General features: G+C 69.8%; 15 protein-coding genes. 4 read left to right on the forward strand and 11 right to left on the reverse strand.

Annotated features, from left to right (window positions below):
• The first annotated feature begins 54 nt into the window (after nt 1-54).
• Nucleotides 55-1032 carry an acyltransferase domain-containing protein gene (locus BM43_RS03155; RefSeq protein WP_080742097.1) on the forward strand — a complete coding sequence of 326 codons (978 nt, stop codon included), beginning with the start codon at nt 55-57 and terminating at the stop codon, nt 1030-1032.
• 30 nt (nt 1033-1062) lie between these two features.
• Complete coding sequence (locus tag BM43_RS03160; protein WP_052409163.1) at nt 1063-1920, forward strand: 4'-phosphopantetheinyl transferase family protein; 858 nt, start codon at nt 1063-1065, stop codon at nt 1918-1920.
• Here the strand turns inward: BM43_RS03160 and fabD are convergent.
• The 11 genes from fabD to BM43_RS41245 all read right to left on the reverse strand — a co-directional run bounded on the left by fabD (nt 1887) and on the right by BM43_RS41245 (nt 14716).
• A complete protein-coding gene (gene fabD / locus BM43_RS03165) occupies nt 1887-3074 on the reverse strand; it encodes an ACP S-malonyltransferase (RefSeq protein ID WP_036053944.1) in 1188 nt (395 codons plus the stop codon). The genes BM43_RS03160 and fabD overlap by 34 nt on opposite strands.
• A gap of 106 nt (nt 3075-3180) precedes the next feature.
• A complete protein-coding gene (locus BM43_RS03170; RefSeq protein WP_052409164.1) occupies nt 3181-4584 on the reverse strand; it encodes an amidase in 1404 nt (467 codons plus the stop codon).
• Nucleotides 4585-4596: 12 nt separating this feature from the next.
• Nucleotides 4597-4959 carry a DUF4180 domain-containing protein gene (locus BM43_RS03175; protein WP_042285164.1) on the reverse strand — a complete coding sequence of 121 codons (363 nt, stop codon included), beginning with the start codon at nt 4957-4959 and terminating at the stop codon, nt 4597-4599.
• Nucleotides 4959-8189 (reverse strand): hypothetical protein, encoded by a 3231-nt coding sequence (locus BM43_RS03180; RefSeq protein ID WP_036053943.1) that lies wholly within the window; start codon nt 8187-8189, stop codon nt 4959-4961. Before BM43_RS03180 ends, BM43_RS03175 begins: the two co-directional genes overlap by 1 nt.
• A 16-nt stretch (nt 8190-8205) precedes the next feature.
• The gene (locus tag BM43_RS03185; RefSeq protein WP_036053941.1) at nt 8206-8955 is read right to left on the reverse strand and encodes a polyketide synthase; all 750 of its coding nucleotides are present in this window, start codon (nt 8953-8955) and stop codon (nt 8206-8208) included.
• On the reverse strand, nt 8955-9746 hold the full coding sequence (locus tag BM43_RS03190; protein WP_036053939.1) for an enoyl-CoA hydratase/isomerase: 792 nt from the start codon (nt 9744-9746) through the stop codon (nt 8955-8957). The genes BM43_RS03185 and BM43_RS03190 overlap by 1 nt, the downstream gene beginning before the upstream one ends.
• Entirely contained in the window at nt 9743-11005 is a 1263-nt protein-coding gene (locus BM43_RS03195; RefSeq protein ID WP_036053936.1) for a hydroxymethylglutaryl-CoA synthase family protein, read from the reverse strand. Before BM43_RS03195 ends, BM43_RS03190 begins: the two co-directional genes overlap by 4 nt.
• A 19-nt stretch (nt 11006-11024) precedes the next feature.
• Complete coding sequence (locus BM43_RS03200; RefSeq protein WP_036053934.1) at nt 11025-12254, reverse strand: beta-ketoacyl synthase N-terminal-like domain-containing protein; 1230 nt, start codon at nt 12252-12254, stop codon at nt 11025-11027.
• The gene (locus BM43_RS03205) at nt 12232-12480 is read right to left on the reverse strand and encodes an acyl carrier protein (protein WP_036053932.1); all 249 of its coding nucleotides are present in this window, start codon (nt 12478-12480) and stop codon (nt 12232-12234) included. Before BM43_RS03205 ends, BM43_RS03200 begins: the two co-directional genes overlap by 23 nt.
• A 2-nt stretch (nt 12481-12482) precedes the next feature.
• Nucleotides 12483-13880: a PfaD family polyunsaturated fatty acid/polyketide biosynthesis protein gene (locus BM43_RS03210; protein WP_308729523.1), complete on the reverse strand. Its 1398-nt coding sequence runs from the start codon at nt 13878-13880 to the stop codon at nt 12483-12485.
• Nucleotides 13881-14485: 605 nt separating this feature from the next.
• The gene (locus BM43_RS41245; RefSeq protein WP_157693238.1) at nt 14486-14716 is read right to left on the reverse strand and encodes a hypothetical protein; all 231 of its coding nucleotides are present in this window, start codon (nt 14714-14716) and stop codon (nt 14486-14488) included.
• On the opposite strand from BM43_RS41245, the gene BM43_RS03215 reads away from it, so the two are divergent.
• A complete protein-coding gene (locus BM43_RS03215) occupies nt 14711-14977 on the forward strand; it encodes an acyl carrier protein (protein WP_036053930.1) in 267 nt (88 codons plus the stop codon). The genes BM43_RS41245 and BM43_RS03215 overlap by 6 nt on opposite strands.
• Complete coding sequence (locus BM43_RS03220) at nt 14974-15870, forward strand: ACP S-malonyltransferase (protein ID WP_052409166.1); 897 nt, start codon at nt 14974-14976, stop codon at nt 15868-15870. The genes BM43_RS03215 and BM43_RS03220 overlap by 4 nt, the downstream gene beginning before the upstream one ends.
• The last annotated feature ends 102 nt before the right edge of the window (nt 15871-15972 follow it).

Raw genomic sequence — 15972 nt, forward strand, 5'->3', positions numbered from 1 at the left:
CTGCCCCGGGCGGCCGGCACCGGCCGGCCGCCGATTCGATTAGGAGGCTCGCAGGTGAACCAACCCGGCATCGCATTCCTGTTCTCCGGGCAGGGCGCGCAGTACCACGGCATGGGCCAGCCGCTCTACGAGCAGGCCCCGGTGTTTCGCCGCGAGATGGACCGGCTCGACGCGGTGGTGCGCGATCTGGCCGGCCTGTCGCTGGTCGATCGACTCTATCGCGAGGGGCGCCCCAGGTCCGAGCCGCTGGATCGAACGCTGTACAGCCATCCCGCGATCTTCATGGTCGAATATGCGCTCGCGCGCCTGCTGATCGAGTCGGGCGTCGAGCCCGATGCGGCGCTCGGCGCGAGCCTCGGCGCATTCATCGCGGCGGCGGTGGCCGGCTGCCTCGCGCCCGACGATGCGCTGGCGCTGCTGATCGGCCATGTTCAGGCGCTCGAGGCGCATTGCGAGCCCGGCACCATGATCGCGGTGTTCGCGCCGTCCAGCTGGCTCGAAGCCTCGGGTTTCGGCGATCGTGCCGAACTCGCGGCGCTCGGCATCGACGCGCATTGCGTCGTGTCCGCGCGGCTCGCCGACGCGCTCGAGATCGAGCGCTGCCTGGGTGAGCAGGACATCGTCTACCAGCGCCTGCCGGTTTCGTTTCCGTTCCACTCGCGCTGGACCCGCGCGGCCGCCGCGCCGATGGCCGCGCGGCTCGACGCGATCGGCCTGCGCGCCGGCCGGTTCCCGATCGCCTGCTCGACCGGGGAGGGCCTGGTCTCGCCGCTTCGAGGCGAGCACCTGATCGCCGCGCTGCGCGAACCGATCCGTTTCCAGCATACGCTGCGCATCGTCGATGCGGCGCGCGAGTTCGCCTATGTCGACGTCGGGCCGTCCGGCACGCTCGCGGCGCAGGCGCGCTCCGCCTGCACGCAGGCCGCGGCGGCCGGCCGGATCCATACCACCATGTCGATGTATGCCCGCGATGTCGAGAACGTCGCGGCGGTGGTGTCCGCGCTCGGCGGCCGGCACCGGTCGGCGGCCTGAGCCCGGTCGGCCAGCGGCGGCGCGGGCGTCATGAACGAGCTTCCCGGCAGGTCCTGCCCGTCTTTCGACGCCACGCCGCGCGTCGATCTCTGGTGCGCGTGCCCGGCCGATATCGACGATCCCCGGCTGCTCCACGCCTATCGCGCCTTGCTCAGCGAAGCGGAGCGCGAGCGCCAGGATCGCTTCCTGTTCGCGCGCGATCGGCATCGCGATCTCGTCACGCGCGCGCTGGTGCGCATCGTGCTCTCGCGCTACGCCGACCTCGCGCCCGAGGCCTGGCGTTTCGTGCCGAACCGCTATGGCCGTCCCGGCATCGCCAACCCGGCCGCGGGCTTGCGCGATCTCTCGTTCAACATCTCGCACGGGGGCGCTCGCGTGATCGTGGCGGTGGCGCGCGGCATCCAGGTCGGCGTCGATACCGAGAGCATTGCCGCGCGCCCGGCCCCGCTGGCGATCGCCGAGCGCTACTTCTCGCGCGACGAGGCGGAGGCGCTCGAGGCGCTTCCGGCCGCGCTGCGGCAACAGCGCTTCTACGAGACCTGGACCCTCAAGGAAGCCTATGTGAAGGCGCGCTCGATGGGGATGTGGCTGCCCTTCGAGCAGGTCGCGTTTCACTTCGAGGGCGAGCGGCACGTGCGGCTCGCCCTCGGCGCCTCGCTCGGCGACAGCGCGTCGCGCTGGCAACTCTCGCAGCTCTGGCCCGACGACGAGCACGTGGTGTCCGTCTGTGCCGGCTGCGGGGCGGATACGATGCCGTCGCTGCATGCGACGGCGATCGTGCCCTGGGTCTCGGAGGCGCCGCTCGGCTTTCGCCTCGCTCGCAGCTCGACGGCCGCGGCGATGCCGGCTCAGGCTCAGGCGGGCCGAACCTCGGTCAGGTCGAAATAACCGTGGTACCCCTCCAGGTAGATCGCCGCGCGATGACCGAACAGCGGAACGGCCGGCGTGCGCGTGACCAGCACGGAGTCGTAGGTATCCACGCGCACGCGGGTGCCGACGGGATGCAGGCGGTTCCAGGCGCTGATTCGCTGCTGCACGTCCTGCAGCAACGCGGCGCGGTCGTAGCGCGGCGCCGCTTCGTGAGTCGCGTCATGAGCCGACTCATGAGCCGACTCATGAGCCGACTCGTGCCCCGGGTTCCGCGCCTCGGCCGCGAGGCCCGTCGCGGCCGGTAGCACCGCGGGCGCGACGTCCGCCGGCAGCGGATGCTTGCGGATCTCGGCGACCAGGCGTGTCAGGACCTGCCCGGGTCCGATCTCCACGTAGTCGGTCTCGCCGGTGGCGAGCAGCGTCTGGATGGTGCGCGTCCACTGCACCGAATGCGTGATCTGCCGGGCCAGGCGCGCGGCGATGTCGTCGCCCGGATAGGGACGGGCGTCGACATTCGCGATCACCGGTATGGCCGGCGTGGTGAAGCGAATCTCGCTCAGGAAGGTCTCGAATTCGCGCCGGGCCGCATCCATGTAGCGGGAATGGAACGCGCCGCTGGTGTTGAGCGGCACGTAGCGCGCGATGCCGTCGAACGCGCGTTCGGCGCTCGCGATATCGGCGACCAGTCCGGACAGGATCGTCTGGTTCGGCGAATTGAGATTGGCGATGTCGATCGTCTCCAGGCCGGCCTCGCGCAGCACCGCGCGGATGCGCGCCTCGTCGACGCCGATCACGGCGGCCATCGCGCCTTTCGGCGCGGTGCTCATCAGCGCGCCGCGCCGCGCGACCAGGCGCAGCCCGTCCTCGAACGACACCGCGCCGGCGGCTTGCAGCGCGTTGTATTCGCCGAGGCTGTGGCCAGCCAGCCAGGCCGGCGCGGCGCCGCCCTCGTCGCGGTAGCGCCGGAACGAAAGGGCGTTGACGACGTAGAGCGCGGGTTGCGTGTAGCGCGTGTTGTTGAGCTGCCGCTCGGGATCGTCGACGCAGAGCGCGCGGATCGAATAACCGAGGATCCCGTCCGCCGCGGCGGTCAGTTCCGGATACCGATCGAACAGGGCTTCGCCCATGCCCTTCGCCTGCGAGCCCTGGCCGGGAAACATCAAGACGCTCATCGTGCCACCTCCGGTGTCGTATCAGTGATGGAAGCGCTGCCGTCCACCGGCGCGGGCGGACGGCGGCATTGCAAGGCTGCCGGCGCGTGCTGCGGGCGCTGGCGTGTCAGTTGCCGGGCGGCGTTCGCACCGTGCCGATGCGCTCGGCGATCGCCTCGGCCGCGCGCAGCAGCGCGGCATCGCCGCCAGGGCGGCCGAGCGCCTGCAGCGCGATCGGCAGGCCCGCCGCATCCTGGCCGATCGGGATGGTCACGCTCGGGCATCCCAGCAGGTTCGCCGCGAACGCGTAGCCGCCCGCCGCGTTCCAGTAGCCGGCCTGCACGCGCTTGCCTTCCGAAACCAGGTTCAATGCGCGCGCGCCCGACTGGTGCGGGAAGGCGACCGTCGGCGTGGCCGGGATCACCCAGGCGTCGATGCCGTCCGCGAAGGCCTGGTAGGCGTCGATCTGCGTGCGCTGCCAGGCCTTGACCTTGGCGTAGCTGCCCGCCAGGCCGCCGCCGAACAGCGAACGCAGCGTCTCGGCCAGGCGGAACGCGAAATGCACGCCGGGCTTGAGTTCGCGCGGCGTGAACTCGTACAGGCTGAGCAGCAGGTAGTGGTAGTTGACGCGGCGCGGGTCGAACGGCGGCTCGCGGCGCTCGACCTGGAGGCCGGTGGCGGACAGCAGGTCGCGCGCGCGGGCGAGCGCGGCCCGCACCGAATCGTCGACCGGCACGGCGGCGAACGGGTCGGTCCAGGCGATGCGCGTGGCGGCGGGCGCGGGCGCGTCGGCCAGGGCGTCGCCCGACAACACGCGATAGGCCAGCCGCAGGTCGCGTACCGAGCGCGCGATCGGTCCGATCGTCGTCAGGCTGTCGGCATGACCTTCGCCGCTTGCCAGTGGGGGAATCACGCCGTCGCCGGGGACCGCCGCCAGCGAGGGCTTGAAGCCGTAGACGCCGCAATAGGCGGCCGGCACGCGGATGCTGCCGCCGGTGTCGGTGCCGATGCCGAGCGGCACCAGGCCGAGCGCCACGGCCGCCGCGTCGCCGCCCGAGCTGCCCCCGGCGGTGCGCGAGGCGTCCCAGGGGTTGCTGGTGCGCCCGAACACGGGGTTGTTGGTCTGCAGGTCGCTGCACAGCGTCGCGCAGTTGGTCTTGCCGATCACGATCGCGCCGGCGGCCCGCAGGCGGGCCACCGCGGTGGCGTCGCGCTCGGGCACCTGGTCGCGCAGCGGCGCGTGGCCGGCCGTGGTGCGCATTCCCTCGGTGAAGATCGCGTCCTTGACCGTGATGGGCAGGCCATGCAGCAGCCCGGCCGGCTGCCCTGCCGCGAGCCGGGCGTCGGCCGCGCGCGCCTCGTTCATGGCTCGTTCGGCGTCGAGCGTGACGATCGCGTTGACGCGCGGATTCAGCCGTTCGATGCGGGCCAGGCTCGCCGCGACGGCATCCTGCGCGGTGCGCCGCCCGCCGCGGAGGTCCGCCAGCAGCGCGCTGGCATCGGTCGATTCGAGGTCGAGTTCGGGAGTCATGACGAGGTGTCCTCAGTGTTGGCCGAGGCGCTCGAGCGCCTGGTCGAGGTCGGCGACGAAGAACACCTGCCGTCCACGATTGCTCTCGACGATGAAGTCGTGGAGCGGGCCGTGGTCGAAGCGCGAGAAATCGCCGACGATCGCGATTCGCGTGCGGTAGTTGACGAACATCTGCAGGATTTCGCCGGCCACGCCGGTGCGCAGCACCAGGAAGTCGGGATGCAGGCAGCCTTCGTCGATCGCGATACCGGCCAGGTCGCGGTGGCCGTGGCCGAAGATCACGTCCAGCGCGTCCTGGCGCGAGCGCACCGGCGCATCGGTCGCGCTCACGTGCACCACGCGGGTTGCCTGTCGTTCGATCAGATTCGCTTCCATCAATGCACTCGTTGGGGTTGAGGATCGGGAACCGGGCGCTCGATGTCCTCGTCGAGCAAGGTGTCGAGTCGCGCCTGAAGGTCGTCGTCGCCGAGTTCGCTGCCGATCTCGGCAAAGCGCGGCTGCAGCGCGGCGAGGCGCTGGGCGTCGCCGGCCCGGGCCGCGCGAGTCCAGACCCGGGCGAGATGGGGCAGGGCATCGGCATGACGTCCGCGCTGGATGTCGAGATCGGCTTGCAGCCCCGCGATCGCCTCCTCGAGCGCGGCCGCGTCCTCGCGCGCGCGCAGGCGCTCGAGCAGGCCCAGCGCGGCCTCGGTCTCGCCGCGCTGGGCGCGGGCCATCGCGATCTCGAACCATTGCCGCGCGCGCAGGCCCGGCGGCGCTCCGGCATCGGGAATCTCGTCGAGGCAGGCGTTCTCGCAGGCTCGCGCGCGCTCGGGCGAGCCGTTCGCGAGATGGCAGCGCGCCAGCGTGCGCAGCAGGTTCGCCATCGGCAGCCAGGCCTCGCGGCGGCGGTACAGCGCCAGCAATCGCTCGTCGACGTCGATCGCCTCGCTCCATTCACGGCGGCGCTGGTGCAGCCGCGAGACGAAGCCTGCCGCCTGCTCGAACACGCCCGCCTCGCGATCGTCGAGCGAGCCGTCGTGCGCGTCGAGCCAGCCGCGCCACGCGCGCGCGCCCTCGGCCAGCGCATCCACCTCGAGCGAATCGCCGCCGGCCAGCGCGTCGCCGGCCAGCACCAGCCAGGCCAGCGCCTGGTCGGTGCGGTCGTCGGCGGGCGCGGCGGGCGTGCGCGCCAGCAGGTCGACTGACCATTCGGCGATTTCCGCGCCCAGTCCCGCGCGGCGCATCAGTTGCTCGAAGGCGCGCTTGGTGTTCAGGAAGGCACGCGGCTCGCCGCCGAACCAGAGCGACTCGAAGGCGCCGCGCCAATGGCGGCGGTTCAGCAGCAGGTAATGCGTGAGCGGCGGATTGTCGTTGGCGGCCAGGTGCAGGCTCAGCAGCCGCAGCCCCTCGGCCAGCATCCGGCCGAAGGCCGCGTCGATGGCGGCATCGGCCTGGGTATCGAGGTCGGCCTGCGCATCGAGACGGCGCAGGAACGGCAGGCTGCGGGCGTGGAGATGCCGGCCGTGCAGGCCATGCGCGACGAAGCCGTTGCGCTGCCAGTGCGCGAGCCAGTCCGAGAAGCGCGAGCCGGCTTCGGCGCCCGCCAGCGTCATCAGCGGCTGCGCGCGCGGGTCGGGCTCGGGCCGGTCGATCGCGATCATCGGTATTTCGAGCAGTAGCCCCTCGACGCGCGCGGCCGCCCGCAGCACGGTGCGCGAGGCCGCCGGCAGGCTGCGCCAGCGCCAGGCGAGAAAGGTCTCGACCGCGTCGAGCGGCGACACGTGCTCGCGCAGCCCCGCCGCGATCGTTTCCGGCGAGTCGAGTTCGCTCAGGGCGACGGCCCGCTCGATCAGCAGCGGATTGCCGGCGCAGGCCGCGAGCAGCGCGTCCCAGCCGGCCCGCTGCGCCGCGGGCGGCGGCTCGCGGTCGCTCTGGCTGGCCAGCCGCCGCGCCAGCCGCCGGCTTTCGGGTTCCGACAGCGGCGTGGCCAGGATCGCGTGCGCGCCGGCTTCGCGCTCGATCTCGAGCACGATGTGGCCGTCCGCGGCCCAGCCCTCGAGCAGGTCGTCGAGCGTGCCGACGCTCTCGTCGGCCGCGTCGCGATCCTGCCGCGCGGCCTCGTCGGGCGGCGCGGCATCCTTGCGCTGATCGAGCACGAAGCAGCACTGCAGCGAGCGCAGGGCATCGCGCGCGGCCTCCGGGCGATCGGCCGGCAGGCCCAGCACCGGCGCGATCATCTGCAGCAGGTGGCGAGCCGTGTAGGACGTTTCGCGGAAGTCGAAATAGAAGGCGTGATCGATCCGCCCCGCGCAGGCCAGGGCCAGCGCCAGGCGATGGGCCGCGCGGGTCTTGCCGATGCCGGGCGCCCCTGCCAGGGCGAGCCGGCGGCGGCCGTGCGCGAGCGCGAGCAGCAGCGGCAGGGCGGCACCGTCCGAGCCCTCGCCGGCGGTGGGCGGCAGCAGCGCGGCCTGGAACCCGAGCAGACGCGCGCGCGCGGCGGCGAGCCGTTGCGATTGGGCCAGTTCGAGCCAGGGATGCGGCGAGTCGAACAGGGTGACGGGTTGGCCACCGTGATGGATCAGTGCCACCCCGCTTTGGCGTCGCGCGGCCTGTACCGCCGCGCTCAGCGGCAAGCCCGCCGCGAGCTGGGCCAGCAGCGCGCGAAACGCCCGCGCGCCGGCATAGGGGGCATCGAGTGCGCCGGGCATGTCGGCGGACCTCTCGGCCTGGTGCGCCACGCCGATCAGGTTGCCGATGCCGGCCGCATGCGCGGCGCGAGCGGTGGCGGCCAGCGTCGCGCCGTCGATCGCATCGCCGGTATCGATCCACAGTGCCGCGACGCGAGCCTGGGCGAACTGGCGCAGCAGCGCGCCCAGGCCGCCGAGCTCGGCATCGCCGGATGCGATCGGCCCGTCGTAGCGCACCAGGTGCGGCGCGGTGGAGCGCTCGGCCAGATGGGCGCGCAGCGGCTCCGGATCGAGGCCGAGTACCGTGTAGTCGATCGCGTGTTCGCCGCGACAGGCGTCGAGCGTCGAGTCGAGGGCGAGGCTGGTGTCGTCCTGTCCCGCTTCGCGGGCCACCAGATGCAGCACGCGCAGCGGCGCATCCGGCCGCTGCGGGTCGGCCGCGCGGCCGGATGGACCCGCGGCGGCGGCCGACCCGGCGCCGGGCTGCATCGCGCCCAGCGCGTCCGGCAGTGCGGTCGCGACATGCAGCCCGAAATCGAGCTCGATATCGAGATCGCGCGACGCGACGCCGGTCAGGCGCCGCACGAAGCCGGCCGCCTGGCGCGACAGTGGCGCCGCCTCCGCCTCGGCCACGGCGGGCGGCGGCAGCGCGATGGCATCCCAGGGCAGGGCGAGGAATGCCGTGTCGGCGGATTCGATCCGGACCTCGATCCGATCGATGCCCTGCGCGGCGATCCGCGCTGCCAGCGCGGGCCAGGCCGGCGTGGCCCGCGCGAGTGCCGCGCCGAATGCGGCGGCGAAATGGGCCGCGTCGCCGTCGCGGGCGCATGCGCGCGCATCGAAGGCCAGCGGGCAGGGCGCGCCGCGTTCGAGACGCAGTTCGAGAGCGGGCTCCGCGTCGGAGCTCGGAGTGGAATCGTGCAGGCTCAGCAGCATCGTATGGCGTTCTGTATCAATTGCCGAACAGGGTGCGGATGCGCTCCCTGACTTCGTCCTGGTGGAAGGTTTGGGCATGCATGGCGACCTCCTGCTCGGTGATGGCGGGCAGGCGCGAACGCAGGTCGCCGACCAGATGGTCTTTCAGGATGCGCAGCGAATCACGCGGCTTCTCGGCCAGTTGGCGGGCCTGCTCGATCGCATGGGGCAGCACCTCCTGGCGCGGCAGCACCGGGAACGGAATGCCCCGCTGGGCCAGGTCGGCGCCGCGATGGGTGCCCGCGCCCATCAGCATTTCCTGGGCGAGCGCGAGGCCGAGCTTCTCGCGCAGCACCAGCGTCGAGCCGAAGCCGGGCGTGAACCCGTACTTCATGAAATTGGTGGTGTAGATGCTTTCGCGGCTCAGCACCACCAGGTCGGCGAACAGACCTAGCACGAAACCGCCGCCGATGCCGTGTCCCTGCATCGCCGCGATCACCGGTACCTCGCACTCGAGCGGCAGGTTGTAGATGGGCGTGTCGGTGAATTTCGAGCCGCCCTCGGACAGTTCGAGCAGCCCCTCGCGCGTGCCGCCCGAGCAGAAATAGGTGTCGTAGCCGGTCAGTACCACCGCCTTGCAGGCTGGCTCGGCGGCCACGTCCCGGAAGGCGGCGGCGAGGTCGCGGCAGAAGCCGGGCGAGAAGGTGTTCTTGTTGGCACGATCCTCGAGCGTGATCTGGATGATCGACGGCTCGATGCGGGTGCAATGGACCACGGGCGCCGTCATCAGCTTGCCTCCCAGGGAAAGATCCCGCTTTCGACGAAACGCACGATGCGCTCGAGGTTCGTCGGATCGGAGAACACCTCGCGGTTGGCGGCGAGCGCCAGTGACCGGTCGCTGTCGAAGCGCCCGGTCAGGGCGTTCGCGTAGCGCTTGTAGCGCGCCACGGCCACGCCGTCGAGCCGGCGCAGCCGCGCCAGGTGTCGCCGCAGCAGCGCCTCGCCATTGGCGTCGTGCGCATCGACGAGGCCCCAGGCGAGCGCGCGCGCCGCGTCGAGCGGCTGCGTCGACAGCGTCATGTAATGGGCCCGCTGCCAGCCGATGCGCCGGATCAGGAACGGCAGCACGCAGGCCGGCATCAGGCCGAACAGCAGCTCGGACAGCGAGAAGGTGGCGGTGTCGTCGGCCAGCACGATGTCGCTGGCGGCGACGAAGCCGACGCCGCCGGCATTGACCTTGCCGCGCACGTGCGAGATCACGATCCGCGGCCCGGTGGCCAGGCGGTGCCAGAGGTCGAACAAGGGCCCGGGGTCGCCTGCCGCGCGAGCCGCCTCGGAAGGCGCGCCGGCATGCGCGGCGCGGATCTCGGCGAAGTCGGCCCCCACGCAAAACGCATCGGCCTGCCCTTCCAGCACGATCACGTGGGTGGCGGCATCGCAGCGATCCAGCACGTCGGCCATTTCCTCGAGCAGGGCCGCATTGATCGCGTTGTCGACCTCGGGGCGCTCGATGCGCACGAAGGTGACGCCGCCTTGCCGGCGCACGCGCAGCGTGCGGTAGTCGATCGCCGTGCTCATGTCAGCCACTCGTATTCGCGATGAAAGCCGCGGATCGCGCGCAGCCGCAGTTGCGCGAAACCCGGCAGGGGGCGCCGCGTGCCCTCGATCACGCCGTCGTCGACCTCGATGTCGCGCGTGCCGAAACGCAGCTGCCCGTTGCCGCGCAGCAGGTAGTCGTACTCGCTCATCGTCAGCGCATGGCGTGCGTCGAGCCGTTCGCGGATGCGATAGGGCGCGAGCGCCATCTGACTCTCGTGACGCACCACGCCGCTGAGGAATTCCGAGCAGCAGCCCGAGCCGTACGAGAAGTAGCCGATCCGCGCCGGCCGCGCGAAATCGCCGTGATCCACGGTGCTGGCCAGCGACATCAGCACGGTCGCGCCCATGATGTTGCCCACTCGCCGGCAATGCGCGAGCCCCGGCGCGACGCGGCGCTCGAAGTCGGCCTCGATCTCGGCGGGTTTCGCGCCGGCGAACTTGCGCATCATGGTGCGATGCGCGCCCTTGACCATGCCGCCGAACGGCGTATGGAAGGCCAGGTAATGAAACGAGCGCGCGTAGTCGACGTCCTGCACGCGGCGCCGGTATTCGGCATAGGCGTTCTCGCAGCAGTCGAGATAGGAGAGCAGCGACAGGTCGGCATCGCCGGCCTCCATGTCGGGCGCGGGCCGGCAGGTGTCCATCACTTCGTAGCCGTAGCAGCCGCTGGCGCCGACGTCGACCTGGAAGATCCGCGGCTGCTCGCTGACCAGTATCGCGACGGCGCCCGCGCCCGCCGTCGGCTCCGCGAAGGCCCACTCGTCGGAGGGGCGCTCGGCGTCGGCGTCCAGCGCATAGCGCGCGATGTCGGTGGCCACCACCAGCACCTTGGCGCCGGGGGAGACCTGGGACAGCACGAAGTTCACGGCGGTCTGCAGGCCGGCGGTGCCCGAGTAGCAGGCCTGCTTGATCTCGAACAGGCGGCAGTTGCGATTCAGGCCGAGGTGATGATGCAGGTAGGTGCTCAGCGACTTGCCGAAGTCGATGCCGGATTCGGTGCAGGTGATCAGCATCTCGATGCGATCGCGTTCGGCCGGCGACAGCGCATCGACGATCGGCCGCGCCGCGTTCGCCCCGAACGTGACCGGGTCCTCGAAAGGCAGCGCGACCGACTTCTCGCTGATCAGCAGGCCCTGGAAGCGGCCCGTGTCGAGACCGCGGTGCCTGGCGAGCTGCCCGACGTCGATGCATGCCGTTCCGCCGAACACGTTGATTGCTTCAATTCCGACCGACATCATGCGATGAGTCTCCCGGGATTCAGGAACAGTTGGACAGGCAGACGGCGGTGTTGATGCCGCCGAAGCCATGGCTCAGGGACAGCGCGGTGCGCACGCGCACGTGCGAGCCCGAGGCGGGCACCCAGTTCAGCGACGGATCGATCGGCTGCGCCAGGTTGCGCGTCGCATGCAGCCGGCCCGCGCGCATCTGCAGCAGCGTGGCGACGAGTTCGAGGGCGCCGGCCGCCGATAGCGCGTGCCCGGTGATCGACTTGGTGGCGTTGAGGGCCGCGTGGGCGAGTCCGCATTCGCGCAGCGCCTGCAGCTCCACCTCGTCGCCGAGCGGCGAGCCGGTGCCGTGGGTATTGACGTAGTCGATGTCGGCGGCGGTGCAGCCGGCATCGCGCAGGGCCATGCGGATCGCGCGGGCTTCCCCCGCGGGGCTCGGGTCGGGCTGGCGATTCGCGTCGGAGGCGAGGCCCGCGCCGTCGAGCCGCGCATAGGCCGCGACGCCGCGCGCGCGTGCCGAGCGTTCGCTCTCGACCACCAGCGCCGCGCAAGCCTCGCCGAAGATGAAGCCGTCGCGGTCGCGATCGAAGGGCCGGCAGGCGAGCCCGGGCTCGTCGGCGTGGCGGGTCGAGCCCATCGCACCCAGCGAACGCAGGCCCTGGCATTCCCAGTAGGACAGGTCGCTCGGCGCGCCCAGCGCGATGCAGGCATCGAGCTCGCCCGAGCGCACCGCGCGCAGCGCCTCGATCACCGCCAGCTGGCCGCTGGCCGATGCGCCGCCGACCGTGTAGGCCGGGCCGCGGATGCCGAACTGTTCGGTGCAGAAGCCGCACAGGTCGCTGTCGAGCCAGGCCAGTCCATAGGATGGCGAAAGATATTCGGGCTGCGCGGCGTGGGCCTCGCGCATCAGCATCAGTTCGCGCTGCTGCGTGTTGGAGCCGCCGACCACCAGCCCGATGCGTTCGGTATCGACCGCATCGAGCCGCGCGTCGCGCCAGGCTTCGTCGAGCGTCGCCAGCGCCGCGCGCGAGCTGAACGAGGCGCGCCGCAGCGTCTTCGCATCGAAGCGCGGCGGCATCACGAGCTCGTCGATCTCGGCGCCCAGGAACGCGCTGTCGCGCTGCCGGCCGGGCCGGCGCATCACGCGGAACGCGGCGCGCGCCTCGAGCAGCGCGTCGAGGAACGGCGCGCTGCCCTGGCCGATCGCCGAGACCACGCCGAGCCCGGTCACGACCGCTTCATGCATGCTGGAGGCGGGCATGGAGCAGGTCGGCGAGTTCGCCGAGATTGTTCGGTCCGGAGGTTTCGACCAGGGGCAGTCGCAGCGACAAGGACTCGAGCGTGAGCATCACGATCTCGGCGCGGTCTACCGAATTGGCGCCGAGATCGGCGAGACGGTCCTCGGAGCGGATCTGCCGATCGCCGAGCTCCGGCAGGATCTCACGGGTGTGCCCGACCAGCACGTCGAAGATGGCGTCGCGATTCATGTCTATTGCCTCTGGAGTTGAAGTGACGGGCGCTGCCCGCCCGAATCGGCCATCGAGGCGAGACGCGCCTCGAGCCAGGCCGCCGTGCCCTGCATGATGCGTTCGGCCAGGTCCGCGACATGGCGGTTCTGCCAGGACTCGAGCGGGGTGCCGCGCACCCAGCGGTTGAATGCGCCGAGCGCGGGGCCGCAATGCACCTGGAAGTCGGTGAGCCGCGTGTCGTCGCCGCTCAAGGCGAGTTGCGTGGAGTGGGCGAAATACCAGCGAAACACGGCCGCCATCTTTTTCTTCGGACTGCGTTCGATCTCGGCGATCTGGTCGGGACGGCTGCTCGCATAATGGCGGCGCGTCTCGTCCCAGATCTCGTCGAAGCCGCGCCGGAAGAATTTCTGCTCGATCTGGCTGCGCATCGCAGGATCGATTTCGTCGAGCGAGGCGTGCTGCTGGTAGAGCTCGTGCAGGCGGCTCGCGCGCGCCGCGAAGAACAGGCCGCGCCGCGCCACCTGGACCTTGGCGCCGAGTTCGAACATGTCGCCGGCCGGCGCGTAGGCGGTGTCCTGCACGTCGAGTTCCTGCAGCAGCGCCTTCACCACGTCGCTGGTACCCGCCTCGCGCGTGCACTGGTTGATCGAGCCGGTGACGATGAAGTCCGCACCCATCACGAACGCGGCCGCGGCCGCCTGGGGCGTGCCGATGCCGCCCGCCGCGCCGATCCGGATACGCTTGGCGTATCGATGCCGCGTCATCAATTCGTCACGCAGGGACTGCATCGCCGGGATCAGGACATAGGCCACGCCGCGATCGGTATGACCGCCCGAATCGGCCTCCACGCAGATGTCGCCGGCCAGCGGCAGTTGCGGCGCGAGTTCGGCCTCGCGGGCGTCGAGCCTGCCCGCGGCCACCAACTGCTGCACCAGCGCCGGCGGCGCGGGCTGCATGAACTGGCTGGCCACCTCGGGGCGCGATACCTTCGCGACCACGTGATGACGCGCCACCGCGCGCCCGTCGGCGCCGATGCTCGCGCCGCGCAGCCGGTAGCGCACCAGCGCCGGCGTCACGCGCATGTAGGCGGCCGCTTCGACATGACGCACGCCGTGGCGCAGGTACAGGTCGACGGTGGCTTCCTCGCGCTCGGGGCGTTCGAGATCCGCTAGCAGGTTCATGCCGTACACGCCGTCCACGCCGAGCTCGGCCTGGATCTGCAGGATCGCCGCCTCGATGTCGTCCAGGCGCAGTCCGCCGGTGCCCAGGAAACCCATCAGGCCGGCCTTGCCCAGCGCGACCACCAGCTCTTTCGAAGCAATGGCGCGATACATCGCGCCCGCGAGGTACGCGTATTTGATTCGGTAGTCGTTTCTGAAATCGGCGTTGCCAAGCGATGATGCGGTAATCATTGCCATTTGCTTCCCGGACGCGGCGCCAGACGCGAAGCGTCAATAACGCGTGAACTGTCGATGACGCCCGCGGAGTATCGGGCGCGAGAATGCCAGCGAGAATAATCTATGAAAGATATTGAGGCAGATAAACCACGTCGAGCGCGAAGATCATACCTTCGCTAATCGTGCGCTTGCAACAGTAAATGAAAGTGGATTCGGTTTCATAGGCTCATCAGCTAATACGTATTTATAGGTAGGATTGCATCAATGTGAATGAAGTCGATGATTGTTCCGTGGGCAATGCACCGCCGCGGATCACCGGAAATTTTGATCGATAAGCTCGCGTTGTTTCGAAAGTAAAGTGCAAGCCAATGAATTGTTGAGGGATTTGTAGATTGAGGGTCGCGTCGGATCATTTTAAAGAGATGGTTAATGCGGTTCCAGGTCGTTTTTTTAATTTCGATCCAGATCGGATATTTCGGAATTGCGGCAAATAAATTGGTTGCTGCCTGCGTTCAACTTCGTTATTGTTCGTGCTTGCGGCGGCGCAACGAAGCGACTGTTGAATAATGCGGTTCATTGCATGTCGTCGTGTAGGGAATGAGTTCCATGGCCCTGAGGTATCAGTTTCATTTGGAATTAATGAGGGTGCGCGAGCCGGCGCGCGCCGTGAAATGATTTTTGTCCGCGAATTTTGTTGATATATTCGTCCGGTAGTTTGATTTGACATGTGCCGCACCGTTGCGTCGATATTCCAGTGTCGTTCGCCCGCGCCATGCAGTCATGATGGTCAAGTTCGGATCGGGGCGAATTGCCACACTCGCTGCATAACCTGTCAGCCGTCTGGTGATTTCATGCAAGACAAAATTCAGCAATTCCTGTCGGACCGCTTGCTGGTCGATTTCGATCGCGATGTCGACGCCGACAGCGATCTGTTCCAGTTGGGCCTGATGGACTCGGAAACCTACGCCGAACTCATCCAGTTCATCGAAAAGACCTTCCACCTGCAGTTCAGCGACGAGGAGATCCTCTCGAACGTCGTCGCCTCCCTGTCCGGAATCGTGTCGTTCGTGTCCGAAGCCCTGGAGCATCGGGCCGCCGGCAGCTTCGTGCGCGCATGACCGCGCTCCTGTTCCCCGGCCAGGGGGCGCAGGAGGCGTCGATGTGCGAGGGAGTCGCCGCAATGCCGGCGTTTGCATCCCGTTATCGGTTCGTCTGCGACGCGGCCGGCGCGGATATTCTCGACGCCGTCGCGCGCCACGGCGAGCGCGTCCTGCATCGCAACCTGTTCAGTTCGCTGCTGACCGTGCTGGTCGCCTCGCTGTCGCTCGACGCGTTCCGGGCGCGCGAGGCCGCCGCGCCGGAAGCGGTGGCGGGATACAGCGTCGGCCAGTGGACCGCGCTCTATGCCGCCGGGGTTGTCGATTTCGAACAGCTCGTCGGCCTGATCGTCGAGCGTGCGCGAGCGATGGACGCCTGCTTCGAGGAAACGGCGGGCGGCATGAGCGCGGTGATCGGTGTGCGCGAGGAGGCGCTCGAACGCGAACTGGCCTCGTTGCGGGAGTCCGGTCACGCGGTGTTCATCAGCAATATCAACTGTGTCGGCCAGTATTCGATCGCCGGCACGCTCGATGCGCTCGATCGTGCCGAGCAGCGCATCTCGGGCCTGCGTCCCAAGAAGCTCGTTCGGCTGCCGGTCAGCGGCGCCTGGCATTGCCCGTTGCTGGCCGAGGCCGAGCAGCGCTTCGCCGCCGTGCTTGCACGCGTGAGGCTGGCCTCGCCGCGCCTGCCGGTTGCCGACAACGTGACGGGCGGCTGGTTGCCCGAGGCGCCGGACGCCCTGCGCGCCACGCTCGCCGCGCATCTGACGCGGCCGGTGCGCTGGCGCGACTGCGTCAGGACCCTGATCGCGGCAGGCAGCACGCGCTTGGTCGAGGTCGGCTTCGGCAAGCAGTTGAGCCGCTTCGGCATCTTCATCGACCGACAGGTCGAATTCAGCACCACTTACGATTGACTTGGGGAGCGCGCCGGCCCGCGCAAGCGGTGCCGGACGTTTCGAAAGGGCCGGGCCGCGAGGCCGGGCGGTAGAAGCTGCTGCTTGTGAGCGGGGGTGACC

Origin of the sequence: Burkholderia gladioli (genome assembly GCF_000959725.1) — a bacterium.
Classification (GTDB): Bacteria; Pseudomonadota; Gammaproteobacteria; order Burkholderiales; family Burkholderiaceae; genus Burkholderia; species Burkholderia gladioli.

Coding starts and splice junctions, on each gene's coding strand:
- BM43_RS03205 (WP_036053932.1), bottom strand. CDS start 12,480: ATGAATCGCGACGCCATCTTCGACGTGCTGGTCGGGCACACCCGTGAG.
- BM43_RS03215 (WP_036053930.1), top strand. CDS start 14,711: ATGCAAGACAAAATTCAGCAATTCCTGTCGGACCGCTTGCTGGTCGAT.
- BM43_RS03220 (WP_052409166.1), top strand. CDS start 14,974: ATGACCGCGCTCCTGTTCCCCGGCCAGGGGGCGCAGGAGGCGTCGATG.
- BM43_RS03200 (WP_036053934.1), bottom strand. CDS start 12,254: ATGCCCGCCTCCAGCATGCATGAAGCGGTCGTGACCGGGCTCGGCGTG.
- BM43_RS03210 (WP_308729523.1), bottom strand. CDS start 13,880: ATGGCAATGATTACCGCATCATCGCTTGGCAACGCCGATTTCAGAAAC.
- BM43_RS03175 (WP_042285164.1), bottom strand. CDS start 4,959: ATGGAAGCGAATCTGATCGAACGACAGGCAACCCGCGTGGTGCACGTG.
- BM43_RS03195 (WP_036053936.1), bottom strand. CDS start 11,005: ATGATGTCGGTCGGAATTGAAGCAATCAACGTGTTCGGCGGAACGGCA.
- BM43_RS03170 (WP_052409164.1), bottom strand. CDS start 4,584: ATGACTCCCGAACTCGACCTCGAATCGACCGATGCCAGCGCGCTGCTG.
- BM43_RS03160 (WP_052409163.1), top strand. CDS start 1,063: ATGAACGAGCTTCCCGGCAGGTCCTGCCCGTCTTTCGACGCCACGCCG.
- BM43_RS03185 (WP_036053941.1), bottom strand. CDS start 8,955: ATGACGGCGCCCGTGGTCCATTGCACCCGCATCGAGCCGTCGATCATC.
- BM43_RS03180 (WP_036053943.1), bottom strand. CDS start 8,189: ATGCTGCTGAGCCTGCACGATTCCACTCCGAGCTCCGACGCGGAGCCC.
- BM43_RS03190 (WP_036053939.1), bottom strand. CDS start 9,746: ATGAGCACGGCGATCGACTACCGCACGCTGCGCGTGCGCCGGCAAGGC.
- fabD (WP_036053944.1), bottom strand. CDS start 3,074: ATGAGCGTCTTGATGTTTCCCGGCCAGGGCTCGCAGGCGAAGGGCATG.